The sequence below is a fragment of the Nocardia abscessus NBRC 100374 genome (assembly GCF_000308455.1).
Lineage (GTDB): Bacteria > Actinomycetota > Actinomycetes > Mycobacteriales > Mycobacteriaceae > Nocardia > Nocardia abscessus.
In genome coordinates this window covers 36,387-60,193 of sequence record NZ_BAFP01000032.1, presented here as the reverse complement: position 1 = coordinate 60,193, position 23,807 = coordinate 36,387, and the positions used below count along the sequence as shown (strand labels likewise).

Sequence of the window (23,807 nt, the reverse complement as noted above, 5' to 3'; positions counted from 1 at the left end):
GCTTACTTCCCCGCCTTCTCGGCGTCACCGGTCGCGACCGGCTTCTTGCCCTTGAACATGCCCAGCATGCGGTCGGTGACCACGAAACCACCCACCACATTCAAGGTTCCGAAGACCACCGCGACGAACAGGATGATCTGGATACCGATCGACGGGTCGTCCATCTTGCCCAGGGTGACCAGCGCGCCCAGCACGACGATGCCGTGAATCGCGTTGGTGCCCGACATCAACGGCGTGTGCAGTGTGTTCGGGACTTTGGAGATCACAGCGAAACCGACGAACCCGGACAGCACCAGGATCGCGATATTCGCCAGAAGTTCGGTATACATCAGTTCTCCACCTTCGCCTCGGTCGCGTCCTGCACCTCGGCCGACTCCGCCGACTCCGCTTCCTCAGCCGACTCCGCCGGCTCGGTAGCGCCGGCCGATTCGGTCGCGTCGGCCGCCGCACGCGTGACGCAGGAATCCGCCAGCACCTGGTCGCTGAAATCGGGCGCGAGCTTGCCGTCGACCAGCATCGACTCCAGCAGCGCCGCGATGTTCTTGGAGTACAGCTCCGAGGCGTGCTCGGGCATGGTGGCGGGCAGATTCAACGGCGAGGCGATGGTCACCTCGTGCTTCACCACGGTCTGGCCGGGCTCGGTCAGCTCGCAGTTGCCGCCGGTCTCACCGGCCAGATCCACGATCACACTGCCGGGCTTCATGCCCTCCACCGCCGCGGCTGTCACCAGCCTGGGCGCGGGACGGCCCGGCACCAACGCGGTCGTGATCACCACGTCGAAGCCCTTGATCGCGTCCTCCAAAGCCTGCTGCTGCTTTGCCTTCTCCTCGTCGGTGAGCTCGCGGGCATACCCGCCCTCACCGGCGGCATCGATGCCCAGATCCAGCCACTGCGCACCCACCGACCGCACCTGATCGGCCACCTCGGGACGCACGTCATACCCCGTCGTGCGCCCACCGAGACGCTTGGCCGTGGCCAACGCCTGCAACCCGGCGACGCCGACACCGAGCACCAGCACCGTCGCCGGTTTCACCGTGCCCGCCGCCGTGGTCAGCATCGGGAAGAACCGCGTGGACTCCGACGCAGCCAGCAGTACCGCCTTATAACCCGCGACGTTCGCCTGGGAGGACAACGCGTCCATCACCTGCGCACGCGAGATCCGCGGAATCGCCTCCACCGCGAACGCTTGCACCCCCGCCGACTGCAACGCACCGATCTGATTCTCGGCGTTGCGCGGCGCCAGGAAACCGATCAGCGTCTGCCCCGATGACAGCTTCGCGACCTCGGCGTCACTGGGCGGGGCCACCTTCACGACCACATCGGCCGACCACGGATCACCGATCGACGCGCCCGCCTCCACATAGGCTTCATCCGGAATCAGCGCGCCCTGCCCGGCACCGGCCTCGACGACGACCTCCACGCCCTGCTTCACCAGGCTCGGAATGATCTTCGGCACCAAAGCGACACGTCGCTCGCCCGCGTTCGATTCGCGAACGACACCGACACGCGCGCCGCGCGGCGATGGATCGCCTACGCTCTGCGTTGTCTCCACTTGTCAGACTTCCTTCTCTTACCGAGCTTCAGGCAACGGGTAGACGCTCAGACGATGTTACTGTCGAGTAAGTTCGCCCAAATCCTCGCAACTGTACCTGGCTCGCGGTGAGCGTAGCTGAGATGCCCGTCACACACGCCGGACGAGTCGCGCCGATCCGCCGGATGCCCTCCGGTCGCCGCGGAGCGAGTTCGTACGCCGTCGAGTCACTGTTCGCCCGGTCTGCCCGTTTTCCCTTGTCGATCTGTGATCGTCGTCTCTGCAGGTGAACACGGCAAGACCGTACGGAGAAGTTCGTTACCAACCTCGAGGTTCGGCACCTGGTCACGCCGATCAGCCGATCGCGGCACCGTGACGCGCGTCATGCGGATCGACGCTCCGGGGTGTTCCGCTCCGCTCGTACGCCGTATGGTCCAGCGTGTGAACGACTGCGTCTTCTGCCGCATCGTGGCAGGCGAGGCACCGGCGGCGAAAGTGTACGAGGACGACACGCTCTGCGCGTTCCTCGACATCCGGCCGGTCGCCCGCGGGCACACGCTGGTCATACCGAAACGGCACGCCGCCGAGTTGGAGGATCTCGACGCCGAACTCGGCGCGCAGATCTTCCGTGCCGGGCATCGGCTCGCGCTGGCGATCCGGCGCAGCAGCCTCGCCGCCGACGGCGCCAACTTGGTGCTCAACGACGGCACCGCGGCGTTCCAGACCGTCCCGCACGTCCACCTGCACGTGATCCCGCGCAGGCACGGCGACACGCTGCGGTTCGCCAAGGGATTCCTGCTGCGCCGTCAGCACGACCCGGTCGGCACCGCCGCGGCCATCCGGGACGGCATCGCGGCACTGGACAACGAGGGCGAAGGCCCGGAAAAGGAAAACGACGGATGACCGAGACGTTGGACCGGGCCACGCTGATCGGCCTGCTGTCGCGCCAATGGGAGGCGATCGACGCGCTGGTCGCTCCGCTGGACGAGAACCGCTGGCGCACTCCGTCGCCGCTGCCGGGCTGGACCGTGTTCGATGTGGTCGCCCACATCATCGGCACCGAGTCCTGGCTGCTGGGCGATCGCCCGCCCGCGCACGACCCGACCAGGGCCAAGACCGATGTGCGCACACTGCCCTACGTGCGCAACGAGACCGCGGTGCTCAACGAGATCTGGGTGGACCGGCTGCGCCCGCTGCCCGGCGCCCGGCTGCTCGAGCGCTATCGCGAGGTCGTCGAGCGCAGGCGTGCGGCGCTCGACGCGCTGGGTGACGCCGAATGGGAGAAGGAGACGGTCTCGCCGATCGGGCAGGTGACCTACGGCAGGTTCATGCGGGTGCGGTTGTTCGACTGCTGGATGCACGAACTCGACATCGCCGACGCGCTCGGCGTGACGGTCGAGGAAGGCGGGCCACGCGGCAAGCTGGCGTTCGACGAGTTCGCGGGCAGCATCCCGCGCGTGGTGGTCAAGAAGGGCGACGCGCCGGACGGTGCGCGGATCACCTTCGCGCTGAGTGGTCCGCTGGCCACGACCTTGCGCATCCAGGTGGCGGGCCGGGCGAGCTATGTGGACGCGTTCGACGAACCGGCCACCGTCGAGATCGGCTTGGACTCGGGGCTTTTCGTGCGGCTCGGTGGCGGCCGGACGACCGCCGAGGAGCACTTGGACGAGATCACCATCCACGGCGACGGCGAACTCGGGCAGCGCCTGATCCGCCACTTGGCCTTCACCATCTGACCCGCGGTGCGACTCTTCCTGTCCAGCTACCGCTTCGGGGCGCACTACGACCGGCTCGTGGCACTCGCCGGCCCGCCCGGCCGGGTCGCGCTGATACCGAATGCCTGCGACGCCTGGCCGGAAGCGTGGGCCGGAGCCGTGACCAGTGACATGACGCCACTGCGCAAGCTCGGCTACACCCCGGAGGTGCTCGACCTGCGCGAGTTCGTCGGCCAGGAAGCCGAGTTGGAACGGACGCTAACCGAATTCCCGCTGGTGTGGGTGCGCGGCGGCAACACGTTCGTGTTGCGCGCCCAGTTCGCCCGCAGCGGCGCGGACCGGGTCCTCCCCCGGCTGCTCGCCGCCGATGCGCTGGTCTACGCCGGATACAGTGCCGGCGCCTGTGTGCTGACCCCGGACCTGCACGGCCTGGAGTCGGCCGACGATCCGGCCGAGGTGGAACCGGCCTGCGGAATCGAACCGCGGTGGGACGGGCTGGGATTGGTCGATCGCCGCATCGTGCCGCACATCGATTCGGCCACCGACCCCGACGGTCACTGCACTCGGCTCGCGGCCCGTTACCGCGCCGAAGGCGTCGAGCACTGGGCGCTGACCGACAACGACGCGATCGTCGTCGACGGTCCGCGCACCGAAGTGCTGATCAATCCTGTGCCGTGATGGAAGTCGGCAGCCGCAGACCGGCCCGCGCTGCTCGAGAACACGGCGCGGTCGGATGACGCGCTGTGCCCGCCCGCGCCGCGGGTGAGCGGCGCTCGCGACCAGCACCTCAGTTCGCGCCGGGTATCAGTTCCGGTCTCGGCTCGACCGAGCGGCGGAAGACCACCCAGCGCATCGCGCTGTACATGTAGACGGCCTCGCACGCGCCCGCCAGCAAGCGGGACACGTGATACTGCAGGCCGAGCGCGGCGAGTCCGCTGCCGACGCCGAGGATGAACGCGAGATAGTTGACGATCACCACCACGACGTACACCGCGGCCTGCCTGCCGACCGGCGCGTGCGAATGGAAGTTGAACGTGCGGTTGAGCACGAAGCTGAGTCCGAACGCGCACACGTAGGCCACGGTCACCGACAACCAGATCGGCAGATCGAACCAACCGTGCAAGACGGTGAGCAGCGCCAAGTCGACAGCGAAGGTGCCGCTGTTGATCAGCGCGAAGCCGAGGAAGGTCGGCGGGACAAGACGATTCAGCCCGAACGGCAAGCGGCCGATGACGGCCTCGCACCAGTGGGTGAACCGGTCGGCGATCGTGTCGGCGGTCTCGGACAGCTCGTGCACGCGATCAGCGTGCCAGCGGTAGGTGTCCGTCAGATGAGCGGGCGGCGACCGGCCGGTGGCTCAGCTGATCTGTGCCCGGCTGGGGCCATCGTCGCTGTTATCCAAACCGGACCAGGCCGCGAGGCAGCGTCGCCGCGCGACGTCGTCGGCCTCCGCCGGCAGCGCCTCCAGCAACTCGCGGGGGTCGCGACGCCAGGTGTCGGCCAGGTCGGCCGGCGCCTCCTTGCCGAAGACACCCGAGCGGTCCAGCCCGTTCAGCCATTCCTCGTGCTCGCCCGCGTGCACCCGGCGCAGCACGTCGGGATCGATGGCTTTCGTTTGCCACACGCGCGGGGGTCGGCCGATCAGCAAATTCCGGGCGCCGGAGGCTAGCGTGAAGGTTGTGGACCTGCATGACCTGATCGCGGCTCTTCCCGACGGCACGGTGCTCACCGACGCCGACCTGATCGCCGGCTACCGGCAGGACTGGGCGCGCGACCCCGACGCGGGCACCCCCCTGGCCGTGGTGCGTGCCACCAGCACCGAAGACGTGGCCGCGACGCTGCGGTGGGCCACCGCGCACCGCGTCCCGGTGATCCCACGCGGAGCCGGTTCCGGGCTGTCCGGCGGCGCGACCGCCGTCGACGGAGCGATCGTGCTGACCACCGAGCGGATGCGCGAGATCTCCGTCGATCCGGTGACGCGGACCGCGGTGGTGCAGCCGGGACTGCTGAACGCCGAGGTCAAGCGCGCGGTCGCGGAGCACGGTCTGTGGTACCCGCCCGACCCGTCCTCGTTCGAGATCTGTTCGATCGGCGGCAACGCCGCGACCAACGCGGGCGGGCTGTGCTGCGTCAAGTACGGCGTGACCACCGATTACGTGCTCGGGATGCAGGTCGTGCTCGCCGATGGCGCCGTCGTGCGGCTCGGCGGCCCGCGTTTGAAGGACTCGGCCGGGTTGTCGCTGACCAAACTGTTCGTCGGCAGCGAGGGCACGCTCGGGGTGATCACGGAGCTCACCCTGCGCCTGCTGCCCGCGCAACCGCCGCAGAGCACGGTCGTCGCGAGCTTCGCCACGCTCACCGCGGCCACCGAGGCGATCCTGACGATCACCGGTGAACTGCGGCCGTCGATGCTCGAGTTCATGGACTCGGTGTCGATCAACGCCGTGGAAGACGAGTTGCGCATGGGTCTGGACCGGCAGGCGGCCGCGCTGCTGGTCGCGCGTTCCGACGCACCCGGCGAATTCGCCAGGCGCGAGGCCGAGATCATGGCGGCGGCCTGCGAGAAGGCAGGCGCGACAGAGGTTTTCCACACCGAGGACCCCAGCGAGGGCGAGGCATTCGCGGCCGCACGGCGTTTCGCGATTCCCGCCGTGGAGAAACTCGGGCCGCTGCTGCTCGAGGACGTCGGCGTGCCGCTGCCCCGGCTCGGCGAGCTGGTGACCGGCATCGCCGAGATCGCCGAACGCAACGCGGTGACGGTGTCGGTGATCGCGCACGCGGGCGACGGCAACACCCACCCGTTGATCGTGCACGACCCTGCCGACGCGGACCTCACCGCGCGGGCGCACCGCGCTTTCGGCGAGATCATGGATCTGGCCATCGCCCTCGGCGGCACCATCACCGGTGAGCACGGCGTCGGACGATTGAAGAAGGCGTGGCTGCCCGATCAGCTCGGCCCCGACGTGATGGCCCTGACCCGGCGCATCAAGGACGCGCTCGATCCCGACGGCATCCTCAACCCCGGCGCGATCCTGTGACCGCCGCAACGGAACATACCCCGCCGACAAGGAGTTCTACCCGAACATGACGACCAGGCTCGAGCACAACGTCGCCGACACCCGTTTCGAGATCTACATCGACGACACCCTCGCCGGGTACGCCGACTACGCCGAACGCGAGAATCCCAAAGTCCGCGACTTCCACCACACCATGACCTTCCCCGAATTCCGGGGCCGGGGAGTAGCCGCCCAGGTCGTCGGATTCGCCCTCGACGACTCCCGCGCCGACGGGTTCTCCGTCATCCCCACCTGCTGGTACGTGGAGAAGTACATCGCCGAACACCGGGAGTACGCGGACTTGGTCTCCTGACCGGCCCAGGACAACCGTCCTGCACCGCACCCCGAAGCCGGTCTCAACGGCCGCGCGCCGCGAGCAAGCCTCGGATTTCGATCTTCGTCATGCCGTGCACCGCGGTCAGAATCCGTTCGGCCGCGTCCGGTTCGGCACTGCCCAGCAGCTCACCCAGAGCTTTCGGAATGACCTGCCAGGTCACGCCGAAACGGTCGGTCAGTGAACCGCCCGGCCCTTCGTGGCCGCCATCGGTGAGGCCCGCCCACACGATGTCCACCTCCTCCTGCGTATCGCAGTCGACGTACATCGAGAGCGCTCCGGTGAAGGCGAACTGCGGTCCACCGTTGTAGGCGATGTACCGCTGTCCGGCCAGTTCGAAGGTGACGGTGGTCGCGCGACCGTCCGCGGCGCGCTGTACGTCGAGGATCTCGGAGTCCGCGATCAGCCCCGTGTAGTGGTCGGCGGCCTGCTCGGCCTGGCCGTCGAACCACAGGAACGTACTCACTCGCATGCTTGTCCTCCTCTGTTGCGTGCCGCGACCCGTGTGAACTTCGTGTAGTCCTTCAGTTCGACCGCATCGGCGACTCTTTCCATGCCTCGCCCGACCAGGCGTCTGGGCAGCAACGGCAGCATCCGGACGGACAGGTTGCGCAGCCGGAGCTGGGCACGTGAGTCCGGCATCAGGCCGCCGTCGCCGGCGCTGCGGGCGAACTTTTGGGCGTGCTCGACGAACTCGCGCATCTCCCGCTCGTAGGCGGCGTAGGCGACGCGATGGTCACCATCGGCCGCGGCGAGTTCGCCGGCCAGGACATACGCTCCGACGAGCGCCAGGCTGGTACCGATGCCCGACATCGGCGAGGCGCAGTAGCCCGCATCCCCGAGAAGTACCGTCCGGCCGCGTGACCAGGTGTCCACGTGAACCTGGTCGACCCGGTCGAAATAGAAATCGGGCGCCTCCCAGATCGTCGCGAGCATCCGGGGGATCTCCCACGCGTCGCCCTCGAAGGCGGAGACGACGATCCGCTTCTGCTCGTCGATATCCCGCTTGTCGTATCGCAGCGATGCCGAGCGCAGGAAGAACCCCGCCAACGCCTCTCCGGCAACGGGTTTCGGATACAGGCCGGCTGTCCTGCCGGGTCGACCGTCGCCGCCGGGCATGGTGTACATCAACTGCCAACCATCGTGCTCGAGCGCGGTGGTAGTACTGAACAGCGATACGTAGCAGCCGAGACCGCGGATGTAGTGCTGCTCTGGCCCGAAGACCAGCGCGCGGACGTTGGAGTGCACACCGTCCGCACCGATCAGCAGGTCGAATCGCCGGGATCCGCCTTTCTCGAAGTCGACGCGCACGCCGTCGTCGTCCTGTTCGACCGCGGTGATCGAGTCATCGAAGAGGTACTCGACGTCGTCACGGGTCGTGTCGTAGAGGATCCGGGCCAAATCGGTACGGAGAATCGCCATCTCGGCGACGGGCCCGCCCGAGTGTCCGAATACGTCGGTACCCATCGATGCGACCCGTTTGCCCTCGCGATCGACGAACGCCATACCGCGCGCTCCGGTGTGCGCCTGCCGGACCTCGGCGACGATGCCGGTGCGCTCGGCCACTTGCCGGGCGGTACCGCGTATATCGACGGCGTGACCACCGCTGCGAGGTGCGGCCGCGCGCTCCACCACCGTCGGATGGAAACCGTACTTACCCAGCCAGTACGCCAGGGTCGGCCCGGCGATCCCGGCCCCGGAGATGAGGATGCTCCGATTCTTCATACGTACTCCCTGCTGACAGTGACTGCCGATCGAGGTGGACGGCTACGGCGAGGGCCGTTCGCCACGCGCATTGTGTGCGTACGGCGTATTTGATCTGTGGACAACCGTAGCTGCGCAAGTCGAAATACGCTATCTCGCAGGCAAATAAGTGCACTAGATGAGCCAGAATTGAACTAGTACACTTGCGGTTGGCAGTGTCCTGAAGTGATGGATCGGAGAGCCCAATGTCGTCATCCGCGCAGCGGCCGGAACCGCCGTACCGGACGATCGTCGCGGAGATCCGCGCCCGGATCGAGACCGGCGATCTGCGCCCCGGCGATCGGGTGCCCTCCATCCGGCAGATCGCCCAGCGATGGGGCGTCGCGGTCGCGACCGCGACCAGAGTGACGGCGACCCTCCGCGAGGAGGGGCTGGTCGAAGCGCGGATCGGTTCCGGCACGGTGGTCAGCCCCCGTGCACGGCCGCCCGCTCCGGCGGCGCCCCACCCCGCCACCACACCACGGCCGTCCGCCCTCTCCGATCAGGCACTGAACCGGAACCACTTGGTTCGCAACGCGATCAGGATCGCCGACACCGAGGGGCTGGACGTGGTGTCGATGCGACGACTCGCGGCCGAACTCGGCGTCGCCCCGATGTCGCTGTACCGGCACGTGGCCAACAAAGACGAACTGCTGACACAGATGGCCGACATGGCCTTCGGTGAACTCGAGCTACCCGAGCCGGGGCCGGACGGGTGGCGCGCCAAGCTCGAACTGATCGCCCGCAGGCAATGGCAGCTGTGCCAGCGGCACCTGTGGCTGCCCAAGGTCATCTCGTTCACTCGCCCCCTGCTCGCGCCCAACATGATGGCGCAAACCGAGTGGACGCTGCGCGCCCTCGACGGACTCGGGCTGCCCATGACCACACGGATGCAGGAAGCACTCACCCTGCACGCACTGGTCGTCGCGCTGGCTTCCTCGATGGCGGAGGAAGTCGAAGCGGAACAGGACACCGGTATGACACTCGACCGATGGCGGATCGCGCTACGGTCCCGAGCACGCGAACTCCTCGACAGCGGACAATTCCCGCTCCTGGCCACCATCCCCCAAAACCCGTCCCCGAACCTCAACGAGCTGTTCGAATACGGCCTCGCACGCCATCTCGACGGCTTCGCCACCCTGCTGCGTCCGTGAGTGGCACACCACTGAGAGGTCTACTCGCGATTCACCGCAACCATGTGCCACTCGTGGAGGCCGTCAGGAGGGCTGGCGGTCGCCGTCAGCGATGCCGGCGGTGAAGGTATTCCAGGTGTCCGGGGTGAACACCAATGCGGGGCCGGTCGGGTTCTTCGAGTCCCGCACGCCGACGTGGCCTCCCTCGAGGAAAGCGACCTCGACGCATGCTTTGTCAGCCCCGCTGTGGCGGCTCTTGAACCACTTCGCCCCGGATAGGCCAGTATTCACCGTGCGCACTCCCTTGCTATCTGCCGGAGCAGGTTTTTACTCTGATCCGGGTTCAGCGCCGCGCGCTCGAACTGCTGGTAGGCATCGACATACCGGCGCACAGCGCCGAGCTTCTCCAGGTAAAGATCGCCTGTGTAGCTCTCGACGTAGACAACTGTAGGCTCCTTCGGCTGCCGCTTGCCGTCACCCCCGGACTTCAAAATCACGAACGGCCCGACGGCCACGCCCATGGGGAATCCGGCGGAGAAAGGAAGCACCCGGATCGTGACGTTAGGCAAAGCCATGAGGTCCACCAGGTGACGGAGTTGGGCGGACATGACGCGATCGTCACCGACGATCCCGCGTAGCACGGACTCTCGAAGGATGGCGTTCACGAGTACGGGTTTCGTTTTGCGTGTGATCAGCGCTTGGCGCTTGCGTCGGAGGTGTACCCGACGCTCGTGTTCCAGCGGTGTCTCGTCCGGGTAGCCAGCGCGAATCAGCCCACTCGCGTACGCGGGGGTCTGGAAGATCCCCGGAACCAGTTCCGGTTCGTACCAGGTCAAAGCCCGCGCGGTGGCTTCCAAGTCCACGAACACATCGAAGTTCTGCGGAATCAGGTCGCCGAACTCATGCCACCACGACTTCACACTGGCCTGGTTCGCGAGCCCGACCAGGGCGTTCGTGTACTCCTCGGTGAAGTCGTAGATCTTGCACAGCGCTTCGATATCGACGGTGCGGATTCGCTCGGTCTTGCCCACTTCCATCCGCTGAACAGTGCTGACACTCCACTGCATCCGTTCACCGACATCAGCCAACGTCAATCCGGCCGCTTCGCGACCGTTGCGCAGGTGTCTGCCGAGCTGACGACGAGGGAGGGTCGAGCCACCGCTTTCGGCCATGCCGCGTTCCTGTCTACTTGGGCGGCCCGGGCTTCTCATCTCCGGGCCAATTCTCAATGCAGAATGAAAAACGTGCTGGTGGAGCTGATGAGATCTCATCTTCACGTAGTTCATCGGGCACGTCCAGTGGTTCTCTGAAGCTGCGCCCGGCAGGGAATGCGGAAACGCGGACCCCACAACGAAGTTCGCTCCCGCCCTCGTTCTCGATCCGGGGTCGTCGGGGACCGGGCGCGCACCTGAACCCCTCCGATGAAGCAGAGGTCTCGATGCGCCACATAGCGTTCGGCGACACGCCGTTGTCTCGCTGCCACTACTACCGGCAGGTGTGCGGTCTGCCCGCGATCGTGGACCCTCCCCAGATCGGACGCATCATCGTCCGAACCGGAATGGTCTGGGCAGTGACCATGCCCGCTGTGCTGGGTCAACACGTGAAGGTGTGGATGCAGAACCACGGCCACGAGCTGGGGCCGATTCTGTCGCATCCACGGTCGAAACGGTGGACGTTCATCATCCGGCCGGACCTGCCGGACGACGTACGGCTGTTCGCCGAGATGTTCCGCTTGAACGTGTCCATCGTTCGTTACGGCGGAACTATCGCGCTGCCGAGCCCCGCAGATCGAGGAATCCGGTTCCGTGCGTGGACAACGCGGCCGAACACGGCATTTCGCCCCTCCGGTCGTCTGGTCGTCGCTGCGATCCGCAGCTGCGTGGCCGAAAAGATCGCGCGCCGTAAGCGATGGGCGGCATATGCCTGACCGCCCAACATCCCCCATCCCATCCGAGCCGGATGTTCACCTGTCGGTGTTCTGGCACGGCGCTCGCCTCGACTTCATCGCCTGCGTCACGGCCGCATGCCTTTTCGTCCAGGAATGGCGCGCCCGCCACTGGCACGACGCCGTAGAAGTATCCACAGACGACACCGACGGCTACCCCAGGCTGCCGTGCGAACGCCTCTACTTGGAGCCCTGACAGCGACTTATCGAATTGAAGGCCGCGGTGGGTAGAAGCCGACTGCCGTCGCGGTGCACGAACCGGGACGGCAGTCGGTCTTCAGCGAAACATCACTTCAGCAGCGCGCGCGACATCACCAGACGCTGGATCTGGTTGGTGCCCTCGTAGATCTGAGTGATCTTGGCGTCGCGCATCATGCGCTCGACCGGGAAATCGGTGGTGTAACCCGCGCCGCCGAACAGCTGGACGGCGTTGGTGGTGACTTCCATGGCGACGTCGGAGGCGAAGCACTTGGCGGCGGCGGAGATGAAGCCGAGGTTCTGCTCGCCGCGCTCGGCGCGGGCGGCCGAGGTGTACACCATGAGGCGAGCGGCCTCGACCTTCATCGCCATGTCGGCGAGCATGAACTGGGTGTTCTGGAAGTCGGCGATCGACTTGCCGAACTGCTTGCGGTCCTTCGTGTAGGCGATGGCCGCGTCCAGCGCGCCCTGGGCGAGGCCGACGGCCTGCGCGCCGATGGTGGGGCGGGTGTGGTCGAGGGTCTGCAGCGCGGTCTTGAAGCCGGTGCCCGGCTCGCCGACGATGCGGTCACCCGGCACCCGGCAGTTCTCGAAGTACAGCTCGGCGGTGGGCGAGCCCTTGATGCCGAGCTTGTGCTCCAGCGGGCCGACCACGAAGCCCTCGTCATCCTTGTGCACCAGGAACGCCGAGATGCCGTTGGCGCCCTTCTCCGCGTCGGTCACCGCCATCACGGTGTACCAGGAGGACTTGCCGCCGTTGGTGATCCAGCACTTGGAGCCGTTGATGATCCAGTCGTCACCCTCCCGCTTGGCCCGGGTGCGCATGCTGGCCGCGTCGGAGCCCGCCTCGCGCTCGGACAGCGCGTAGGAGGCCATCTCGCCGTTGACGATGTCCGGCAGCACCTTCTGCTTCAGCTCCTCGGAGCCGTTCAGGATCAGGCCCATGGTGCCGAGCTTGTTGACGGCGGGGATCAGCGAGGACGAGCCGCAGACCCGGGCGACCTCTTCGATCACGATGCAGGTGGCCACCGAGTCGGCGCCCTGGCCGCCGTAGGCCTCGGGCACGTGCACGGCGTTGAAGCCGGAGGCGTTGAGGGCGGTCAGCGCCTCCTCCGGGAAGCGGGAGTTGCCGTCGACGTCCTTGGCGTGCGGGGCGATCTCCTTCTCCGCGAGAGCACGGATCGCGGCGCGCAGCTCATCGTGGAAGTCCTCGAGCTTGAACAGGTCGAAATCGGGGTTTCCCGCCATCGGGCTCACTCCTGGTCGTCGGTGGTGACCGCTGATTTCCGCCGAGCGAAGTCAGCGTATCGGCACTCAGTGCCACATCTTGGTCAAGTATACCCACATGAACGCTGATCACATGGGGAGATGACGTGGCACTCAGTGTCAGATCGATCGCACTTCTAGCCAGCTCACAGCGTACCGAGCTTGCGGACCAGCAAATCTGCGATCTGCCTGGGCGGGGCGTCGCGCGGGAACACGGCGACCACCAGTTCGTCGGCGTTCGCGGCACGCCCGGCGCCGCGCGGAATCGCGGACAGCTCCACCCGCAGGTCAGCGGCGCCCGCATCCGATTCGCCGCGCACCATCCGGCGCAGCAGATAGTTGTGCGTCGCCGTCACCGCGGCGGTGAACTGCACCCGTGCCAGATCGGGGACCTCGGGCAGCCGCTCGCGCAGGTAGTCGGTGAACAACCGCTCGTAGCGGAACACCGTGACGATCTCCCGCTCCCGCAGCGCGGGCACCCGGCGCACCACTTGATACCGCCGCGCCGCGATCTCCCGCCACTGCGTGAATCGCTCGAACACCAGCACCACCGCAGCGCACACCGCCTCCCACGGGTCCTCGCGCGACGCGGATAGGAACTCCGCCGCCTGCGCCAGCTGTGACTCGTGATCGGCGAAGATCACGTCCTCTTTCGACCGGAACTGCCGGAAGAACGTCCGCCGGGAGATCCCCGCCGCCTCCGCGATCTCGTCCACACTCGTCGCCTCGTACCCCTTCTCGGCGAACAACCGCAACGCCTGATCCACCACCGTGAGCCGAAAATGCGCGGTGTCGTCGCCTCCCCGCGTCCGAGCGATATCCCCTGTAGTCACGCACTCACCGTAGTCAGGAGCCGAAGGCAAAGGTTCCCCACGCCGGATCGTTTCGATTATTTTGCTGTAGTGCCCTCACATGCCGAACTCACCACACTGCAGGCAGCGGCCATGTTGAAGATATCGCAGCCCTTCGTTGTGGCGCTCCCGGATGCAGGCGAGATCCCGTTCCGCCAGGTCGGGCGGCACCGCCGGGTTCGCTACAACGACTTGGAGCAGTACCAGCGTCGAGCCGAGGCCGAGAGCCTGGCCGCGATGGACGAACTGGCGCAACTCGGCCACGACCTCGGCATCTGACCACGAGCCGGTCGATTACAACGCGGCTTCCAGTTCGGCGCGGTGCTCGGCGACCCACCGGTGTGCGGCGCGGATGCGTGCGGGCACGCCATCCGCGCGGAGGCGCACCATCGCGGGTTCGCCTGCCGCGGCGGCGGCTTCGATTCCGCGCTGACATCGGTCCTGCCACCACAGCACCGCGTCGATGAGTTCGTCGCGTTCGCCGGTTCCGTAGGCGTCACACATCAGCCGCAGCAACGTCGCGGTCGCTCGGATATCGCTGATGCCGGGGCCGAGATCGAGATATTGCCAGCACGCGTGCGCCAGATCGTGAATTCGCCGCCCGGGAGCAGCGAGGTCCCAATCCAGGAATCCCACCGGCCGCATGCCGTCGCCGTGGTCTCGGTAAACGGTGTTCTTCGGTGACAGATCGTTGTGGCAGACCACTTCCTCGCCTGCGGCGAGGTCGGTGCCCGCGGTCAGGTCGTGGAACGCGCGGACCAGCTCCGCTACCCGCGCCAACGCCGCTCGGGTGCCGATCGACGGTGAGCGGTGCCCATCGACCGGCACGTACCCGTCCAGGTAGGTGAGGATCTCGCGGCCTCGGTCGTCCATGCCCAGCAAGCGAGGCGCGCCCGCCCACCTGAACTGCTCGAACCGGGCGAGTAGTTCGTGGACGAATTCAGCACGCGGGCCCGGATGGCGGCGAACGGTGTCGCCGACTCGAACTACCACGTTGACAACACCCCCACGCAGCGGAACTTCCGGCACCGCGTGCGGCTCAGCCCAGGAGCTTGGTGCGCAAAGCGTCGTCTTTTTCCAGGACCATCTGCTCGAGCCCGGCTTGGAACTGTTCCATGCGGGTGCGCAGGGCTGGGTCGTGGGCGGCGAGGATGCGGGCGGCGAGCAGGCCCGCGTTGCGGGCGCCGCCGATGGAGACGGTGGCGACGGGGACGCCCGCGGGCATCTGGACGATGGACAGCAGGGAGTCCATGCCGTCGAGGTACTTGAGCGGAACCGGCACGCCGATCACCGGGAGCGGGGTGGCGGAGGCGACCATGCCGGGCAGGTGGGCCGCGCCGCCCGCACCGGCGATGATGACCTTCAACCCGCGGTCGGCGGCGTCGCGCGCGTAGTCGAGCATGCGCTGCGGGGTGCGGTGTGCCGAGACGACGCCCACCTCGAAGCGGATACCGAACTCCGCCAGCGCTTCGGCGGCGGCCTCCATGGTCGGCCAGTCGGAGTCGCTGCCCATGATCAGGCCGACCGCCGGGGTCACAACCCCTGCTTCACTCATGCGGATCCCATCCATCGGTCCATACCGCGTGCGACATCCAGTGCGCCGCACGCTCGGCCTTCTCCCGTACCTCGGCCACGTCGTCGCCGAGGATGTTGACGTGCCCGATCTTGCGGTCGGGACGCTCGCCCTTGCCGTACAGGTGCACCTTCACCTCGGGAATCCGGGCGAACAGGTGGTGCAGCCGCTCGTCCATCGACATCGCCGGAGCCTGCGGCGCGCCGAGGATGTTCGCCATCACGGTGACCGGCGCCAGCGGCGTGGTGTCGCCCAGCGGATAGTCGAGCACCGCGCGCAGATGCTGTTCGAACTGGCCGGTGCGAGCGCCGTCCATCCCCCAGTGGCCGGAGTTGTGCGGGCGCATCGCCAGCTCGTTCACCAGCAGCTTCCCGTCGACGGTCTCGAACAGCTCCACCGCCATGACGCCGACCACACCGAGTGCACCGGCGAGATTCAACGCCATGGTCTCCGCCGCGGCGGCCGTGTCCTCCGGCAGGTCGGGCGCGGGGGCGATCACCACGGCGCACTGTCCCTTGCGCTGCACGGTCTCCACCACCGGCCAGGTCGCCGCCTGCCCGAACGGTGAACGGGCCACCATGGCCGACAGCTCTCGCTTCAGGTCGATCTTCGCCTCGGCGAGCAACTGGACGCCGTGCGCGAGCTGGTCGGTGACGATCGCCGCGGCGGCCTCGGCGGCCTCGGGCATCCACACGCCACGCCCGTCGTAGCCGCCGCGCACCGCCTTCAGCACGATCCGCCAGCCGTGCTCCTCGCCGAACCGCACCGCGTCGTCGACCGAGGTCACCGGCGTGAACGCGGGCACGGGCAGCCCGAGCGCGCTCAGTTTGGTGCGCATCGCCAGCTTGTCCTGCGCGTAGACCAGCGCTTGCGGCGGCGGCTGCACATTCACGCCCTCCGCGACCAGCGCCGCCAAGTGCTCGGTCGGCACGTGCTCGTGGTCGAAGGTCAGCGCGTGCGAACCGACCGCAGCCTTGCGCAGGGCGGTCAGGTCGGTGTGGCTGCCGAGCACCACCTCCGGGCTCACCTGGGCGGCCGGGTCCTCGGGGTTCTCGGCGAGCACGCGCAGCCGCTGGCCCAGCGCGATCGCCGCCTGGTGGGTCATGCGCGCCAATTGACCGCCACCGATCATGGTCACGGTGGGCATGGCGGATGGATCGAAGGAACGTGCGCTCACGTCGGACAATATTGTCATGTCCGGCGGGAATGATCGGTACCGGTACACTCCGGTCTTGTGTCATTCGTCGACGACGTGGTCAGCGTCCTCCCCAAGCCGCTGCAGGATATCGCGTACCGGCACCGGGAACTGATCAAGTTCGCGATCGTCGGCGCGACCACGTTCGTGATCGACAGCGGCATCTTCTACGCACTGAAGTGGACGGTGCTCGCGGAGAAACCGGTGACGGCCAAGATCATCTCCGGCGTCATCGCGGTCATCGCGTCCTACATCCTGAACCGGGAATGGTCGTTCAAGAATCGCGGCGGGCGGGAACGTCATCACGAGGCGCTGCTTTTCTTCGGCGTCAGCGGTGTCGGCGTCGTGCTGGCCTTCACGCCGCTGTGGATTTCCAGCTACGTCTTCGACCTGCGCCAGCCCAACGTGAGCTTCACGGTCGAGAACATCGCCGACTTCATCAGCGCGTTCGTCATCGGCAATCTGCTGCAGATGGCGTTCCGTTTCTGGGCGATGCGCCGCTGGGTCTTCCCGGACGAAATGAGCGAACTGGAAGCCGAATTCGTGGATCTCGTGGAAGAGGAACTCGGCCGCAACTGACTCACCGCGGCTCGGGCGCCCCCGAGTTGGCCGGCCGGACCTTCGAGGACCCGAGGAACACCGCGAACAGCGCGGGCCTGCGCCGCTGCAATTCCAGCCGCCCGCCGTCCGCCTCCACGAGTGCCCGCGCCAGCGCCAGCCCCACGCCGGTGGAACCGCCCGCGGAGAAGCCCCGATCGAAGATGTGCGGCGCCAATTCGTCGCGCACCCCGTGGCCTTCGTCGGCCACCTCCACGCACACCAGCGGCTCGCGGCCGACCCCCGGCCGCACCGTGCGCACCGACACCGTGCAGGTCCCGCCGCCGTGCATGAGGGCGTTGTCCACCAGCACCGCGACCGCCTCGCGCAATCGCGACCCCGTGATCGGGGCGCGCAGCGACTCGTCACCGGTGAGGGTGAGCGTCCGGCCCGCCTCGGTGAACGGGTGGGTCCATTCGGCGACCACACCGCGCAGCTCGGCCATCACCGGCACCGGATCGCGATCGGCCGCGTCTTCGTCGCGGGAGGCGCGGACCAGGTCGTCGATCGCGTCGGTGAGCCGGTCGACCTGGGCCATCGCCTCCTCGGCCTCGTGCACCACCTCCGGATCGGCGTGCGCGGACAGCTCGTCCAGCCGCAGCCGCACGGCGGTCAGCCTGCTGCGCAACTGATGTGAGACGTCCGCCACCAGGGCGTGTTCGCGCTGCAACCGTCCGGCGATCTCCACGGTCGCGGAGTCGAGCACGTCGGAGACACGGTCCAGCTCCGCGATGCCGTGCCTGCGCGGGTCGGGCCGGAAGTCACCCATCGCCAGCCGCGCCGCGCGCGCCGCCACGTCCCGCAGCGGGTCGGCCACCCGCCGCGCGGTGACCACCGCGACCGAGACCGCCGCGCCGAGCGAGGCGAGCACCGCCAGCGCGACCACCGCGACCGCCTGGCGCTGCATGGCGTGCATCGGGGCCGCGGGCACCTCCAGGCGCAGCGACCCCGACGTGCCCATCGACAGCGACTCGATCAGCGGGTCCGCTACCTCGCCCACCCCGATGTCGCGGCGCGAGGCGTTGTCGGTCCGCGACGGATAGACAATGGTGAGCCTGCCGTTCTCGGGCACCAGCGGCGCCACCGAACGGATGTCCAGCTCGCCGGACACCATGCCGTCGCGCTCCTGAGCGATGATCTCCGCGGCGATGCGATCCAGCCGGTTCTGCAAGTCGTTTCGCGTGATGTCCTCCACCCACAACCACGCCGTGTAGATCAGCGGCACACCGAGCACCACCGTGGTGAGAGTCAGCACGGTGAGCATCGAACGCAGGATGCGGCGGCGCACGTCAGTCGGTGTTCAGCCGGAATCCGACACCGCGAACGGTGACGATGCGGCGTTCCGCCATGGGCCCCTCGTCGCCGATCTTGCGGCGCAGCCAGGACATGTGCATGTCCAAGGTCTTGGAGCCGCGCAACTCCGCGTCGCCCCAGACCTCGCGCAGGATGGTCTCGCGCGCCACCACCTGGCCCGCCCGGTCGATCAGCACCTTGAGCAGCTCGTATTCCTTGTTGGCCAAACCGATTTCGACCCCGTTGACCAGCACCCGGCGCGCGGCGGGTTCCAGACGGATACCGCCCACCTCGACCGTATCGTCGCCGATTCCGCTGCGCCGCAACAGCGCTCGCACCCGGGCGAGCAACTCGGCGAGCCGGAACGGCTTGCCGACGTAGTCGTCGGCGCCCGCGTCCAGCCCCACCACGAAGTCCACCTCGTCGGTGCGCGCGGTGAGCATCAGCACGGCCAGGTCGGCCCCGCGGGCGCGCACCTGACGGCAGACCTCCAACCCGTCCATGCCGGGCAGGCCGAGATCGAGGATCAGCAGGTCGTGGCCGCCTTCCAGAGCCCGCTGCAGCACGGCGGGGCCGAAACTCTCGACGGTCACCGAGTAACCCTCGCGGCCGAGCGCGCGCGACAGCGGGGCGGCGATGGCCTCGTCGTCCTCGGCCAGCAGTACAGCGGTCATAGGCCCAGGTTACGGGCTCACCGGTAGCTGCGACGGTCGTCCCAGCGCTCGTCCCGGCCGTCCCGGTGGCGCTCCACCTCGAACACCTGGTGGTACAGCAGCGCGTGCACCTGCTGGACGGCCGGGATGTCGTCGTACTCCAGCGGCTCCGAGGAGGACGACTCGATGACCAGCGTGCCGGTGCCGAGCAACCGGTCGAACAGCCCGTGCCGGAACTGCACGCTGGAGACCCGGCTCATCGGGATGTCGATGCCGCTGTGGGTGATCACGCCCTGGCGCACCAGCACTCGCCGGTCGGTGACGATGAAATGCGTCGACTTCCAGCTGACAACCGGTGCGAGACAACGCCATAGCAGAATCGCCACATACACCACGAGCACCGTGAGCAGCAGCACCGAGCGTGTGGTGCCCTCGGCCTTCTGTGAGGCGAGCCCCCCTGCGAAACCGGCCAGCGCCGTGGCGACGATGAGCGTCACGATCGGCCAGAAAAGCATTTTCCAATGCGGATGGCGATGCAGCAGCAACTGTTCGTCGGGCGCCAGCACATCCTCCGGGTAACCCATGCCGAAAACCCTACCGCGTGAAGATCCCGGATCGGCTGACACCGCAGCGCGTCATACTGCACAATCAGCAGCCTGCGTGTGACGATTCCGCGCAGTGGCTCTCTGTACCGCGCAACGCCCGGATCACCATCATCACCGATTCCGACCGTGGAGGAACGCGTGACCAAGGACCTGACCCCGCTGCAAATCCTGACCGAACTCGAACCGGTCGCCGAGCAGAATCTGAATCGGCACCTTTCCATGGCGAAGGACTGGAATCCGCACGATTACGTTCCGTGGAGCCAGGGCCGCAATTTCGCCGCCCTTGGCGGCATGGACTGGGCGCTGGAGCAATCGAAGCTCAGCGAGGTCGCCCGGGTCGCCATGATCACCAATCTGCTCACCGAGGACAACCTGCCCTCCTACCACCGGGAGATCGCGCAGAACTTCTCCGAGGACGGCCCGTGGGGCGTCTGGGTGGACCGCTGGACCGCGGAGGAGAACCGCCACGGCATCGCCATGCGGGATTACCTGGTGGTCACCCGAGCCGTCGATCCGGTCGCCCTGGAAGAAGCCAGGATGATCCACATGGCCAACGGCGTCCAGTCGCCGGACGGCTGGGGCGGATTCCTGACAAGCGTCGCCTACGTCACCTTCCAGGAACTCGCCACCCGTGTGTCGCACCGGAATACCGGCAAGGCGTGCAACGACGCCGTCGCCGATCGCATGCTGCAGCGCATCGCCGCCGACGAGAACCTGCACATGATCTTCTATCGCAACCTGTGCGGCGCGGCGCTGGATCTGGTGCCCGACCAGGCGCTGCCCGCGATCACCAGGATCCTGACGAACTTCCTGATGCCCGGCGCCGGGATGCCCAACTTCCGCCGCTACGGGGTGCTGATGGCCAAGCACGGCATCTACGATCTGCGCCAGCACCTGGAGGAGGTCGTCCAGCCGGTCCTCAAACAGTGGAATGTCTTCGACCGCACCGATCTCGGGCCGCGCGGTGAGCAAGCGCGCGAGGAACTGGGCGAGTTCGTGGACAAGCTGGCCAAGGACGTGATCAAGTTCGAAGAGCAGCGCGACCGCTCGCTCGCCCGCGAGGCCACGCGCGGCACCGGCCGGTACACCTGAGCCACACCGCGCGCTGTCCGGCCAACGGGCGATCCGGGGAGCCACACGCGCGCTGTCCGGCCGAGGGGCGATCCGGGGAGCGCGCGCTTGGCGCGGGTCCGCGCGCTCAGTACTGAGCGCGCAGATGAGTGACGTCGCCCGCGGACACCGCTTCGCCACCGATGAGCAGGCGGCCGTAGTCATCGACGTCCGCGGCGACGCCGGTCAGTGCCCGGCCGCCGGGCAACTCGGCGCGGACCTCGGTGCCGATCGTGGCGCACCGCTCACGGTAGGCGGCGGCCAGTTCATCGATCGCCCAGTCCGCGTCACGCCAGGCGGTGAAGCGACGCGCGAACTCGGTCAGCAGCGATCGCACGAGCACCGTGCGATCGGTCTGGCGCGCGCCGGCGAGGGTCAGCGAGGTGGCGTGCGGCACCGGCAGTTCTGCTTCGGTGAGACTCACGTTGAGCCCGAGGCCGATCACCACGGCGGGCGCGCCGCCGCCCGCGCCGGCCGCGACCTCGGCCAGGATGCCCGCGACCTTACGGCCCTCGATCAGCACGTCGTTGGGCCATTTGAGTTCCGCGGCCACGCCGGCCGTGGTCCGCAGCGCGTCGACCACGGCGACGCCGGTCAGCAGCGCCAGCCAGGCGAGCGAGGCCGGGCCGATCCCGGGCAACCGCACCAGCAGCGACATCGCGAGCTGAGCACGGGCCGGGCTGACCCAGGTCCGGGCGTGCCTGCCGCGGCCCTGCACCTGGGTCTCGGCCAGCAGAACGACGTGGTCGGCGTCCGGATCGGCCGCCCGCGCGATCAGGTCCGCGTTGGTGGACCCGGTCGACTCGACCACGTCGATCCGCGAGAAGAACGACAGTTCGGGCGTCTCGACGGCGCTGCGCCGCAGCTGCTCTGCATCCAACGGTGGCCTCTGCACACCGGCAGGCTACTCGCAGTCGACGGCACTACCCGGCCAGGTCGTACCCGGAGACGATCGGGTCGCGTGCCGCCATGCCCGCGCCGTCGCCCTCCTCCGGCTCGCCTTCGGCGGTCTCGGCCCAGTACTCCGGATCGCCGTACTTCGGCGCCGTTTCGGTGGTCTGCGTCCACGCCGTGGCGGCGGCGTATTCGGCGAACGCTCTACCCCATTCCCACATGACGCGCTCCTCCCCTGAGCCCGGAAATCCGTCGCCCCCAGGCTATCCGGGCCCCACCGGCGAGCGATACTCATTTTCCGCCTTCCCAGCCCTGCTACCGACCAGGAAGTTTGTCTGGGAAATCTGATCTAGCTGCGGTTTTTCTACTCGTCGGTAGCACCGTCTGGGTTAGTAAGGACGCACTGGTACTGGTTACACTCCGAAGCCATGACGAGTGTCCAGCAGCAGCCCGCGTCAGGTCCGGCGGGCTCCCCCGATATCCACACCACCGCCGGGAAGCTGGCTGACCTGCGGAATCGGCTGGAAGAGGCCAAGCACCCGATGGGTGAGGCCGCGGTCGACAAGGTGCACGCGAAGGGCAAGATGACCGCCCGCGAGCGCATCCTCGCCCTGCTGGACGAGGGCTCCTTCGTCGAGCTCGACGCCCTGGCCCGTCATCGCAGCGTGAACTTCGGACTGGAGAACAACCGTCCGCTCGGCGATGGCGTGGTGACCGGTTACGGCACCATCGACGGCCGCGACGTCTGCATCTTCAGCCAGGACGTCACGGTGTTCGGTGGCAGTCTCGGCGAGGTCTACGGCGAGAAGATCGTCAAGGTGATGGACCTGGCCCTGAAGACCGGCCGCCCGCTGATCGGCATCAACGAGGGCGCGGGCGCGCGCATCCAGGAGGGTGTGGTCTCGCTCGGTCTCTACGGCGAGATCTTCCACCGCAACATCCAGGCCTCGGGCGTGATCCCGCAGATCTCGCTGATCATGGGCCCGGCCGCCGGTGGGCACGTGTACTCCCCCGCGCTGACCGACTTCGTCGTGATGGTCGACGGCACCAGCCAGATGTTCGTCACCGGCCCGGACGTCATCAAGACGGTCACCGGTGAGGACGTCACCATGGAGGACCTGGGCGGCGCGCACACGCACATGACCAAGTCCGGCGTCGCGCACTACGTCGCCTCCGGCGAGCAGGACGCGCTGGACTACGTCAAGGATCTGCTGTCCTACCTGCCGAGCAACAACCGCGCCGAGGCGCCGCGGTTCCCGGCCACCGACCCGATCCCGGGCGCGATCGAGGACTCGCTCACCGACGAGGATCTCGAGCTGGACTCGATCATTCCGGACTCGCCGAACCAGCCCTACGACATGCACGAGGTGATCCGTCGCCTGCTGGATGACGACGAGTTCCTCGAGGTGCAGGCCGAGCGCGCGATGAACATCATCGTCGGTTTCGGCCGGATCGACGGGCGCAGCGTCGGCATCGTGGCCAATCAGCCCACCCAGTTCGCGGGCTGCCTGGACATCGACGCCTCGGAGAAGGCCGCGCGGTTCGTGCGCACCTGCGACGCGTTCAACGTCCCGATCATCACCCTGGTCGACGTGCCCGGGTTCCTGCCCGGCACCGGGCAGGAGTACAACGGCATCATCCGGCGCGGCGCGAAGCTGCTCTACGCCTACGGTGAGGCCACTGTGGGCAAAATCACGATCATCACTCGCAAGGCCTACGGCGGCGCCTACGACGTCATGGGTTCCAAGCACATGGGCGCCGATGTGAACCTCGCCTGGCCGACCGCCCAGATCGCCGTCATGGGCGCTTCCGGGGCCGTCGGGTTCGTCTACCGCAAGCAGCTGCAGCAGGCCGCCAAAGAGGGCGGAGACGTCGATGCGCTGCGGCTCGAGCTCCAGAACGAGTACGAGGACACGCTCGTGAACCCGTACGTCGCCGCCGAGCGCGGCTACGTGGACGCGGTGATCCCGCCGTCGCACACCCGCGGCCAGATCGTGTCCGCGCTGCGACTGCTCGAACGCAAGATGGTGACCCTTCCGCCGAAGAAACACGGCAACATCCCGCTGTGATCAAGCGATACCCTCGATAGGCCGCGCACAAAGGGTGGCATCAGAC

29 protein-coding genes are annotated in these 23,807 nt (G+C 67.6%); 11 read left to right on the top strand and 18 right to left on the bottom strand.

Going from position 1 to position 23,807, the window contains the following annotated elements; translation table 11 throughout:
- Positions 1-2: 2 nt before the first annotated feature.
- Entirely contained in the window at positions 3-329 is a 327-nt protein-coding gene (locus ON19_RS06035) for an NAD(P) transhydrogenase subunit alpha part 2 (RefSeq protein ID WP_043688112.1), read from the bottom strand.
- Entirely contained in the window at positions 329-1,552 is a 1,224-nt protein-coding gene (locus tag ON19_RS06030) for a Re/Si-specific NAD(P)(+) transhydrogenase subunit alpha (protein WP_083899167.1), read from the bottom strand. Before ON19_RS06030 ends, ON19_RS06035 begins: the two co-directional genes overlap by 1 nt.
- Before the next feature lie 420 nt (positions 1,553-1,972).
- Between ON19_RS06030 and ON19_RS06025 the strand changes: the two genes are divergently transcribed.
- Genes ON19_RS06025 through ON19_RS06015 form a run of 3 tightly spaced genes read left to right on the top strand, consistent with a single transcriptional unit; the run spans position 1,973 to position 3,924 of the window.
- Complete coding sequence (locus ON19_RS06025; protein ID WP_043688151.1) at positions 1,973-2,434, top strand: HIT family protein; 462 nt, start codon at positions 1,973-1,975, stop codon at positions 2,432-2,434.
- Positions 2,431-3,267: a maleylpyruvate isomerase family mycothiol-dependent enzyme gene (locus tag ON19_RS06020; protein ID WP_043688111.1), complete on the top strand. Its 837-nt coding sequence runs from the start codon at positions 2,431-2,433 to the stop codon at positions 3,265-3,267. Before ON19_RS06025 ends, ON19_RS06020 begins: the two co-directional genes overlap by 4 nt.
- Positions 3,268-3,273: 6 nt before the next feature.
- The gene (locus tag ON19_RS06015; protein ID WP_043688109.1) at positions 3,274-3,924 is read left to right on the top strand and encodes a Type 1 glutamine amidotransferase-like domain-containing protein; all 651 of its coding nucleotides are present in this window, start codon (positions 3,274-3,276) and stop codon (positions 3,922-3,924) included.
- A 109-nt stretch (positions 3,925-4,033) separates the two neighbouring features.
- Here ON19_RS06015 and ON19_RS06010 read toward each other — a convergent pair whose 3' ends face one another.
- Positions 4,034-4,543 (bottom strand): GtrA family protein, encoded by a 510-nt coding sequence (locus ON19_RS06010; protein WP_043688107.1) that lies wholly within the window; start codon positions 4,541-4,543, stop codon positions 4,034-4,036.
- A gap of 60 nt (positions 4,544-4,603) precedes the next feature.
- On the bottom strand, positions 4,604-4,870 hold the full coding sequence (locus ON19_RS06005) for a hypothetical protein (RefSeq protein ID WP_051168577.1): 267 nt from the start codon (positions 4,868-4,870) through the stop codon (positions 4,604-4,606).
- Positions 4,871-4,925: 55 nt separating this feature from the next.
- On the opposite strand from ON19_RS06005, the gene ON19_RS06000 reads away from it, so the two are divergent.
- Positions 4,926-6,284: an FAD-binding oxidoreductase gene (locus tag ON19_RS06000; RefSeq protein WP_227954455.1), complete on the top strand. Its 1,359-nt coding sequence runs from the start codon at positions 4,926-4,928 to the stop codon at positions 6,282-6,284.
- 46 nt (positions 6,285-6,330) lie between these two features.
- On the top strand, positions 6,331-6,615 hold the full coding sequence (locus ON19_RS05995; RefSeq protein WP_043688104.1) for a GNAT family N-acetyltransferase: 285 nt from the start codon (positions 6,331-6,333) through the stop codon (positions 6,613-6,615).
- Positions 6,616-6,658: 43 nt separating this feature from the next.
- Here the strand turns inward: ON19_RS05995 and ON19_RS05990 are convergent, their stop codons facing one another.
- A complete protein-coding gene (locus ON19_RS05990; RefSeq protein ID WP_043688103.1) occupies positions 6,659-7,108 on the bottom strand; it encodes a VOC family protein in 450 nt (149 codons plus the stop codon).
- The gene (locus ON19_RS05985; protein WP_051168576.1) at positions 7,099-8,361 is read right to left on the bottom strand and encodes an FAD-dependent monooxygenase; all 1,263 of its coding nucleotides are present in this window, start codon (positions 8,359-8,361) and stop codon (positions 7,099-7,101) included. The genes ON19_RS05990 and ON19_RS05985 overlap by 10 nt, the downstream gene beginning before the upstream one ends.
- 224 nt (positions 8,362-8,585) lie before the next feature.
- On the opposite strand from ON19_RS05985, the gene ON19_RS05980 reads away from it, so the two are divergent.
- Positions 8,586-9,533, top strand: a complete 948-nt coding sequence (locus ON19_RS05980) for a TetR/AcrR family transcriptional regulator C-terminal domain-containing protein (RefSeq protein WP_043688101.1) — start codon at positions 8,586-8,588, stop codon at positions 9,531-9,533.
- Positions 9,534-9,596: 63 nt separating this feature from the next.
- Here the strand turns inward: ON19_RS05980 and ON19_RS05975 are convergent, their stop codons facing one another.
- Both ON19_RS05975 and ON19_RS05970 read right to left on the bottom strand, forming a co-directional pair.
- On the bottom strand, positions 9,597-9,803 hold the full coding sequence (locus ON19_RS05975; protein WP_043688147.1) for a DUF397 domain-containing protein: 207 nt from the start codon (positions 9,801-9,803) through the stop codon (positions 9,597-9,599).
- Positions 9,800-10,684, bottom strand: a complete 885-nt coding sequence (locus ON19_RS05970; protein ID WP_043688099.1) for a helix-turn-helix domain-containing protein — start codon at positions 10,682-10,684, stop codon at positions 9,800-9,802. Before ON19_RS05970 ends, ON19_RS05975 begins: the two co-directional genes overlap by 4 nt.
- A 266-nt stretch (positions 10,685-10,950) precedes the next feature.
- Between ON19_RS05970 and ON19_RS05965 the strand changes: the two genes are divergently transcribed.
- Positions 10,951-11,439, top strand: a complete 489-nt coding sequence (locus ON19_RS05965) for a hypothetical protein (RefSeq protein ID WP_043688097.1) — start codon at positions 10,951-10,953, stop codon at positions 11,437-11,439.
- A 306-nt stretch (positions 11,440-11,745) separates the two neighbouring features.
- Here ON19_RS05965 and ON19_RS05960 read toward each other — a convergent pair whose 3' ends face one another.
- A complete protein-coding gene (locus ON19_RS05960) occupies positions 11,746-12,903 on the bottom strand; it encodes an acyl-CoA dehydrogenase (RefSeq protein ID WP_043688095.1) in 1,158 nt (385 codons plus the stop codon).
- Positions 12,904-13,067: 164 nt separating this feature from the next.
- Positions 13,068-13,754 (bottom strand): TetR family transcriptional regulator, encoded by a 687-nt coding sequence (locus ON19_RS05955; protein ID WP_051168575.1) that lies wholly within the window; start codon positions 13,752-13,754, stop codon positions 13,068-13,070.
- Between the two features lie 69 nt (positions 13,755-13,823).
- On the opposite strand from ON19_RS05955, the gene ON19_RS05950 reads away from it, so the two are divergent.
- Complete coding sequence (locus tag ON19_RS05950) at positions 13,824-14,051, top strand: helix-turn-helix domain-containing protein (protein ID WP_051168574.1); 228 nt, start codon at positions 13,824-13,826, stop codon at positions 14,049-14,051.
- A 15-nt stretch (positions 14,052-14,066) separates the two neighbouring features.
- On the opposite strand, the gene ON19_RS05945 is transcribed toward ON19_RS05950, so the two are convergent.
- From ON19_RS05945 to ON19_RS05935, 3 genes are read right to left on the bottom strand one after another with little or no spacing between them, the layout of a single operon-like run.
- The gene (locus ON19_RS05945) at positions 14,067-14,765 is read right to left on the bottom strand and encodes a phosphotransferase (protein WP_218006377.1); all 699 of its coding nucleotides are present in this window, start codon (positions 14,763-14,765) and stop codon (positions 14,067-14,069) included.
- A gap of 46 nt (positions 14,766-14,811) precedes the next feature.
- On the bottom strand, positions 14,812-15,327 hold the full coding sequence (gene purE, locus ON19_RS05940) for a 5-(carboxyamino)imidazole ribonucleotide mutase (RefSeq protein WP_043688091.1): 516 nt from the start codon (positions 15,325-15,327) through the stop codon (positions 14,812-14,814).
- The gene (locus ON19_RS05935; protein WP_043688088.1) at positions 15,320-16,540 is read right to left on the bottom strand and encodes a 5-(carboxyamino)imidazole ribonucleotide synthase; all 1,221 of its coding nucleotides are present in this window, start codon (positions 16,538-16,540) and stop codon (positions 15,320-15,322) included. The genes purE and ON19_RS05935 overlap by 8 nt, the downstream gene beginning before the upstream one ends.
- A 39-nt stretch (positions 16,541-16,579) precedes the next feature.
- On the opposite strand from ON19_RS05935, the gene ON19_RS05930 reads away from it, so the two are divergent.
- Entirely contained in the window at positions 16,580-17,119 is a 540-nt protein-coding gene (locus ON19_RS05930) for a GtrA family protein (RefSeq protein ID WP_043688086.1), read from the top strand.
- A gap of 1 nt (position 17,120) precedes the next feature.
- On the opposite strand, the gene ON19_RS05925 is transcribed toward ON19_RS05930, so the two are convergent.
- Genes ON19_RS05925 through ON19_RS05915 form a run of 3 tightly spaced genes read right to left on the bottom strand, consistent with a single transcriptional unit; the run spans position 17,121 to position 19,667 of the window.
- Complete coding sequence (locus ON19_RS05925) at positions 17,121-18,425, bottom strand: sensor histidine kinase (protein ID WP_043688084.1); 1,305 nt, start codon at positions 18,423-18,425, stop codon at positions 17,121-17,123.
- A gap of 1 nt (position 18,426) precedes the next feature.
- Positions 18,427-19,104 carry a response regulator transcription factor gene (locus ON19_RS05920; RefSeq protein WP_043688083.1) on the bottom strand — a complete coding sequence of 226 codons (678 nt, stop codon included), beginning with the start codon at positions 19,102-19,104 and terminating at the stop codon, positions 18,427-18,429.
- 17 nt (positions 19,105-19,121) lie between these two features.
- On the bottom strand, positions 19,122-19,667 hold the full coding sequence (locus ON19_RS05915; RefSeq protein ID WP_043688080.1) for a PH domain-containing protein: 546 nt from the start codon (positions 19,665-19,667) through the stop codon (positions 19,122-19,124).
- A gap of 159 nt (positions 19,668-19,826) precedes the next feature.
- Between ON19_RS05915 and ON19_RS05910 the strand changes: the two genes are divergently transcribed.
- On the top strand, positions 19,827-20,780 hold the full coding sequence (locus ON19_RS05910; protein ID WP_043688144.1) for an acyl-ACP desaturase: 954 nt from the start codon (positions 19,827-19,829) through the stop codon (positions 20,778-20,780).
- 106 nt (positions 20,781-20,886) lie between these two features.
- Here the strand turns inward: ON19_RS05910 and ON19_RS05905 are convergent, their stop codons facing one another.
- Positions 20,887-21,693, bottom strand: coding sequence for a biotin--[acetyl-CoA-carboxylase] ligase (locus tag ON19_RS05905; RefSeq protein ID WP_043688078.1), 807 nt, complete (start codon positions 21,691-21,693; stop codon positions 20,887-20,889).
- A gap of 28 nt (positions 21,694-21,721) precedes the next feature.
- Positions 21,722-21,913 carry a hypothetical protein gene (locus ON19_RS05900; protein ID WP_043688077.1) on the bottom strand — a complete coding sequence of 64 codons (192 nt, stop codon included), beginning with the start codon at positions 21,911-21,913 and terminating at the stop codon, positions 21,722-21,724.
- Positions 21,914-22,120: 207 nt separating this feature from the next.
- Here ON19_RS05900 and ON19_RS05895 point away from each other — a divergent pair, with 207 nt between their 5' ends.
- Complete coding sequence (locus ON19_RS05895; RefSeq protein ID WP_043688075.1) at positions 22,121-23,761, top strand: acyl-CoA carboxylase subunit beta; 1,641 nt, start codon at positions 22,121-22,123, stop codon at positions 23,759-23,761.
- Positions 23,762-23,807 lie beyond the last annotated feature (46 nt).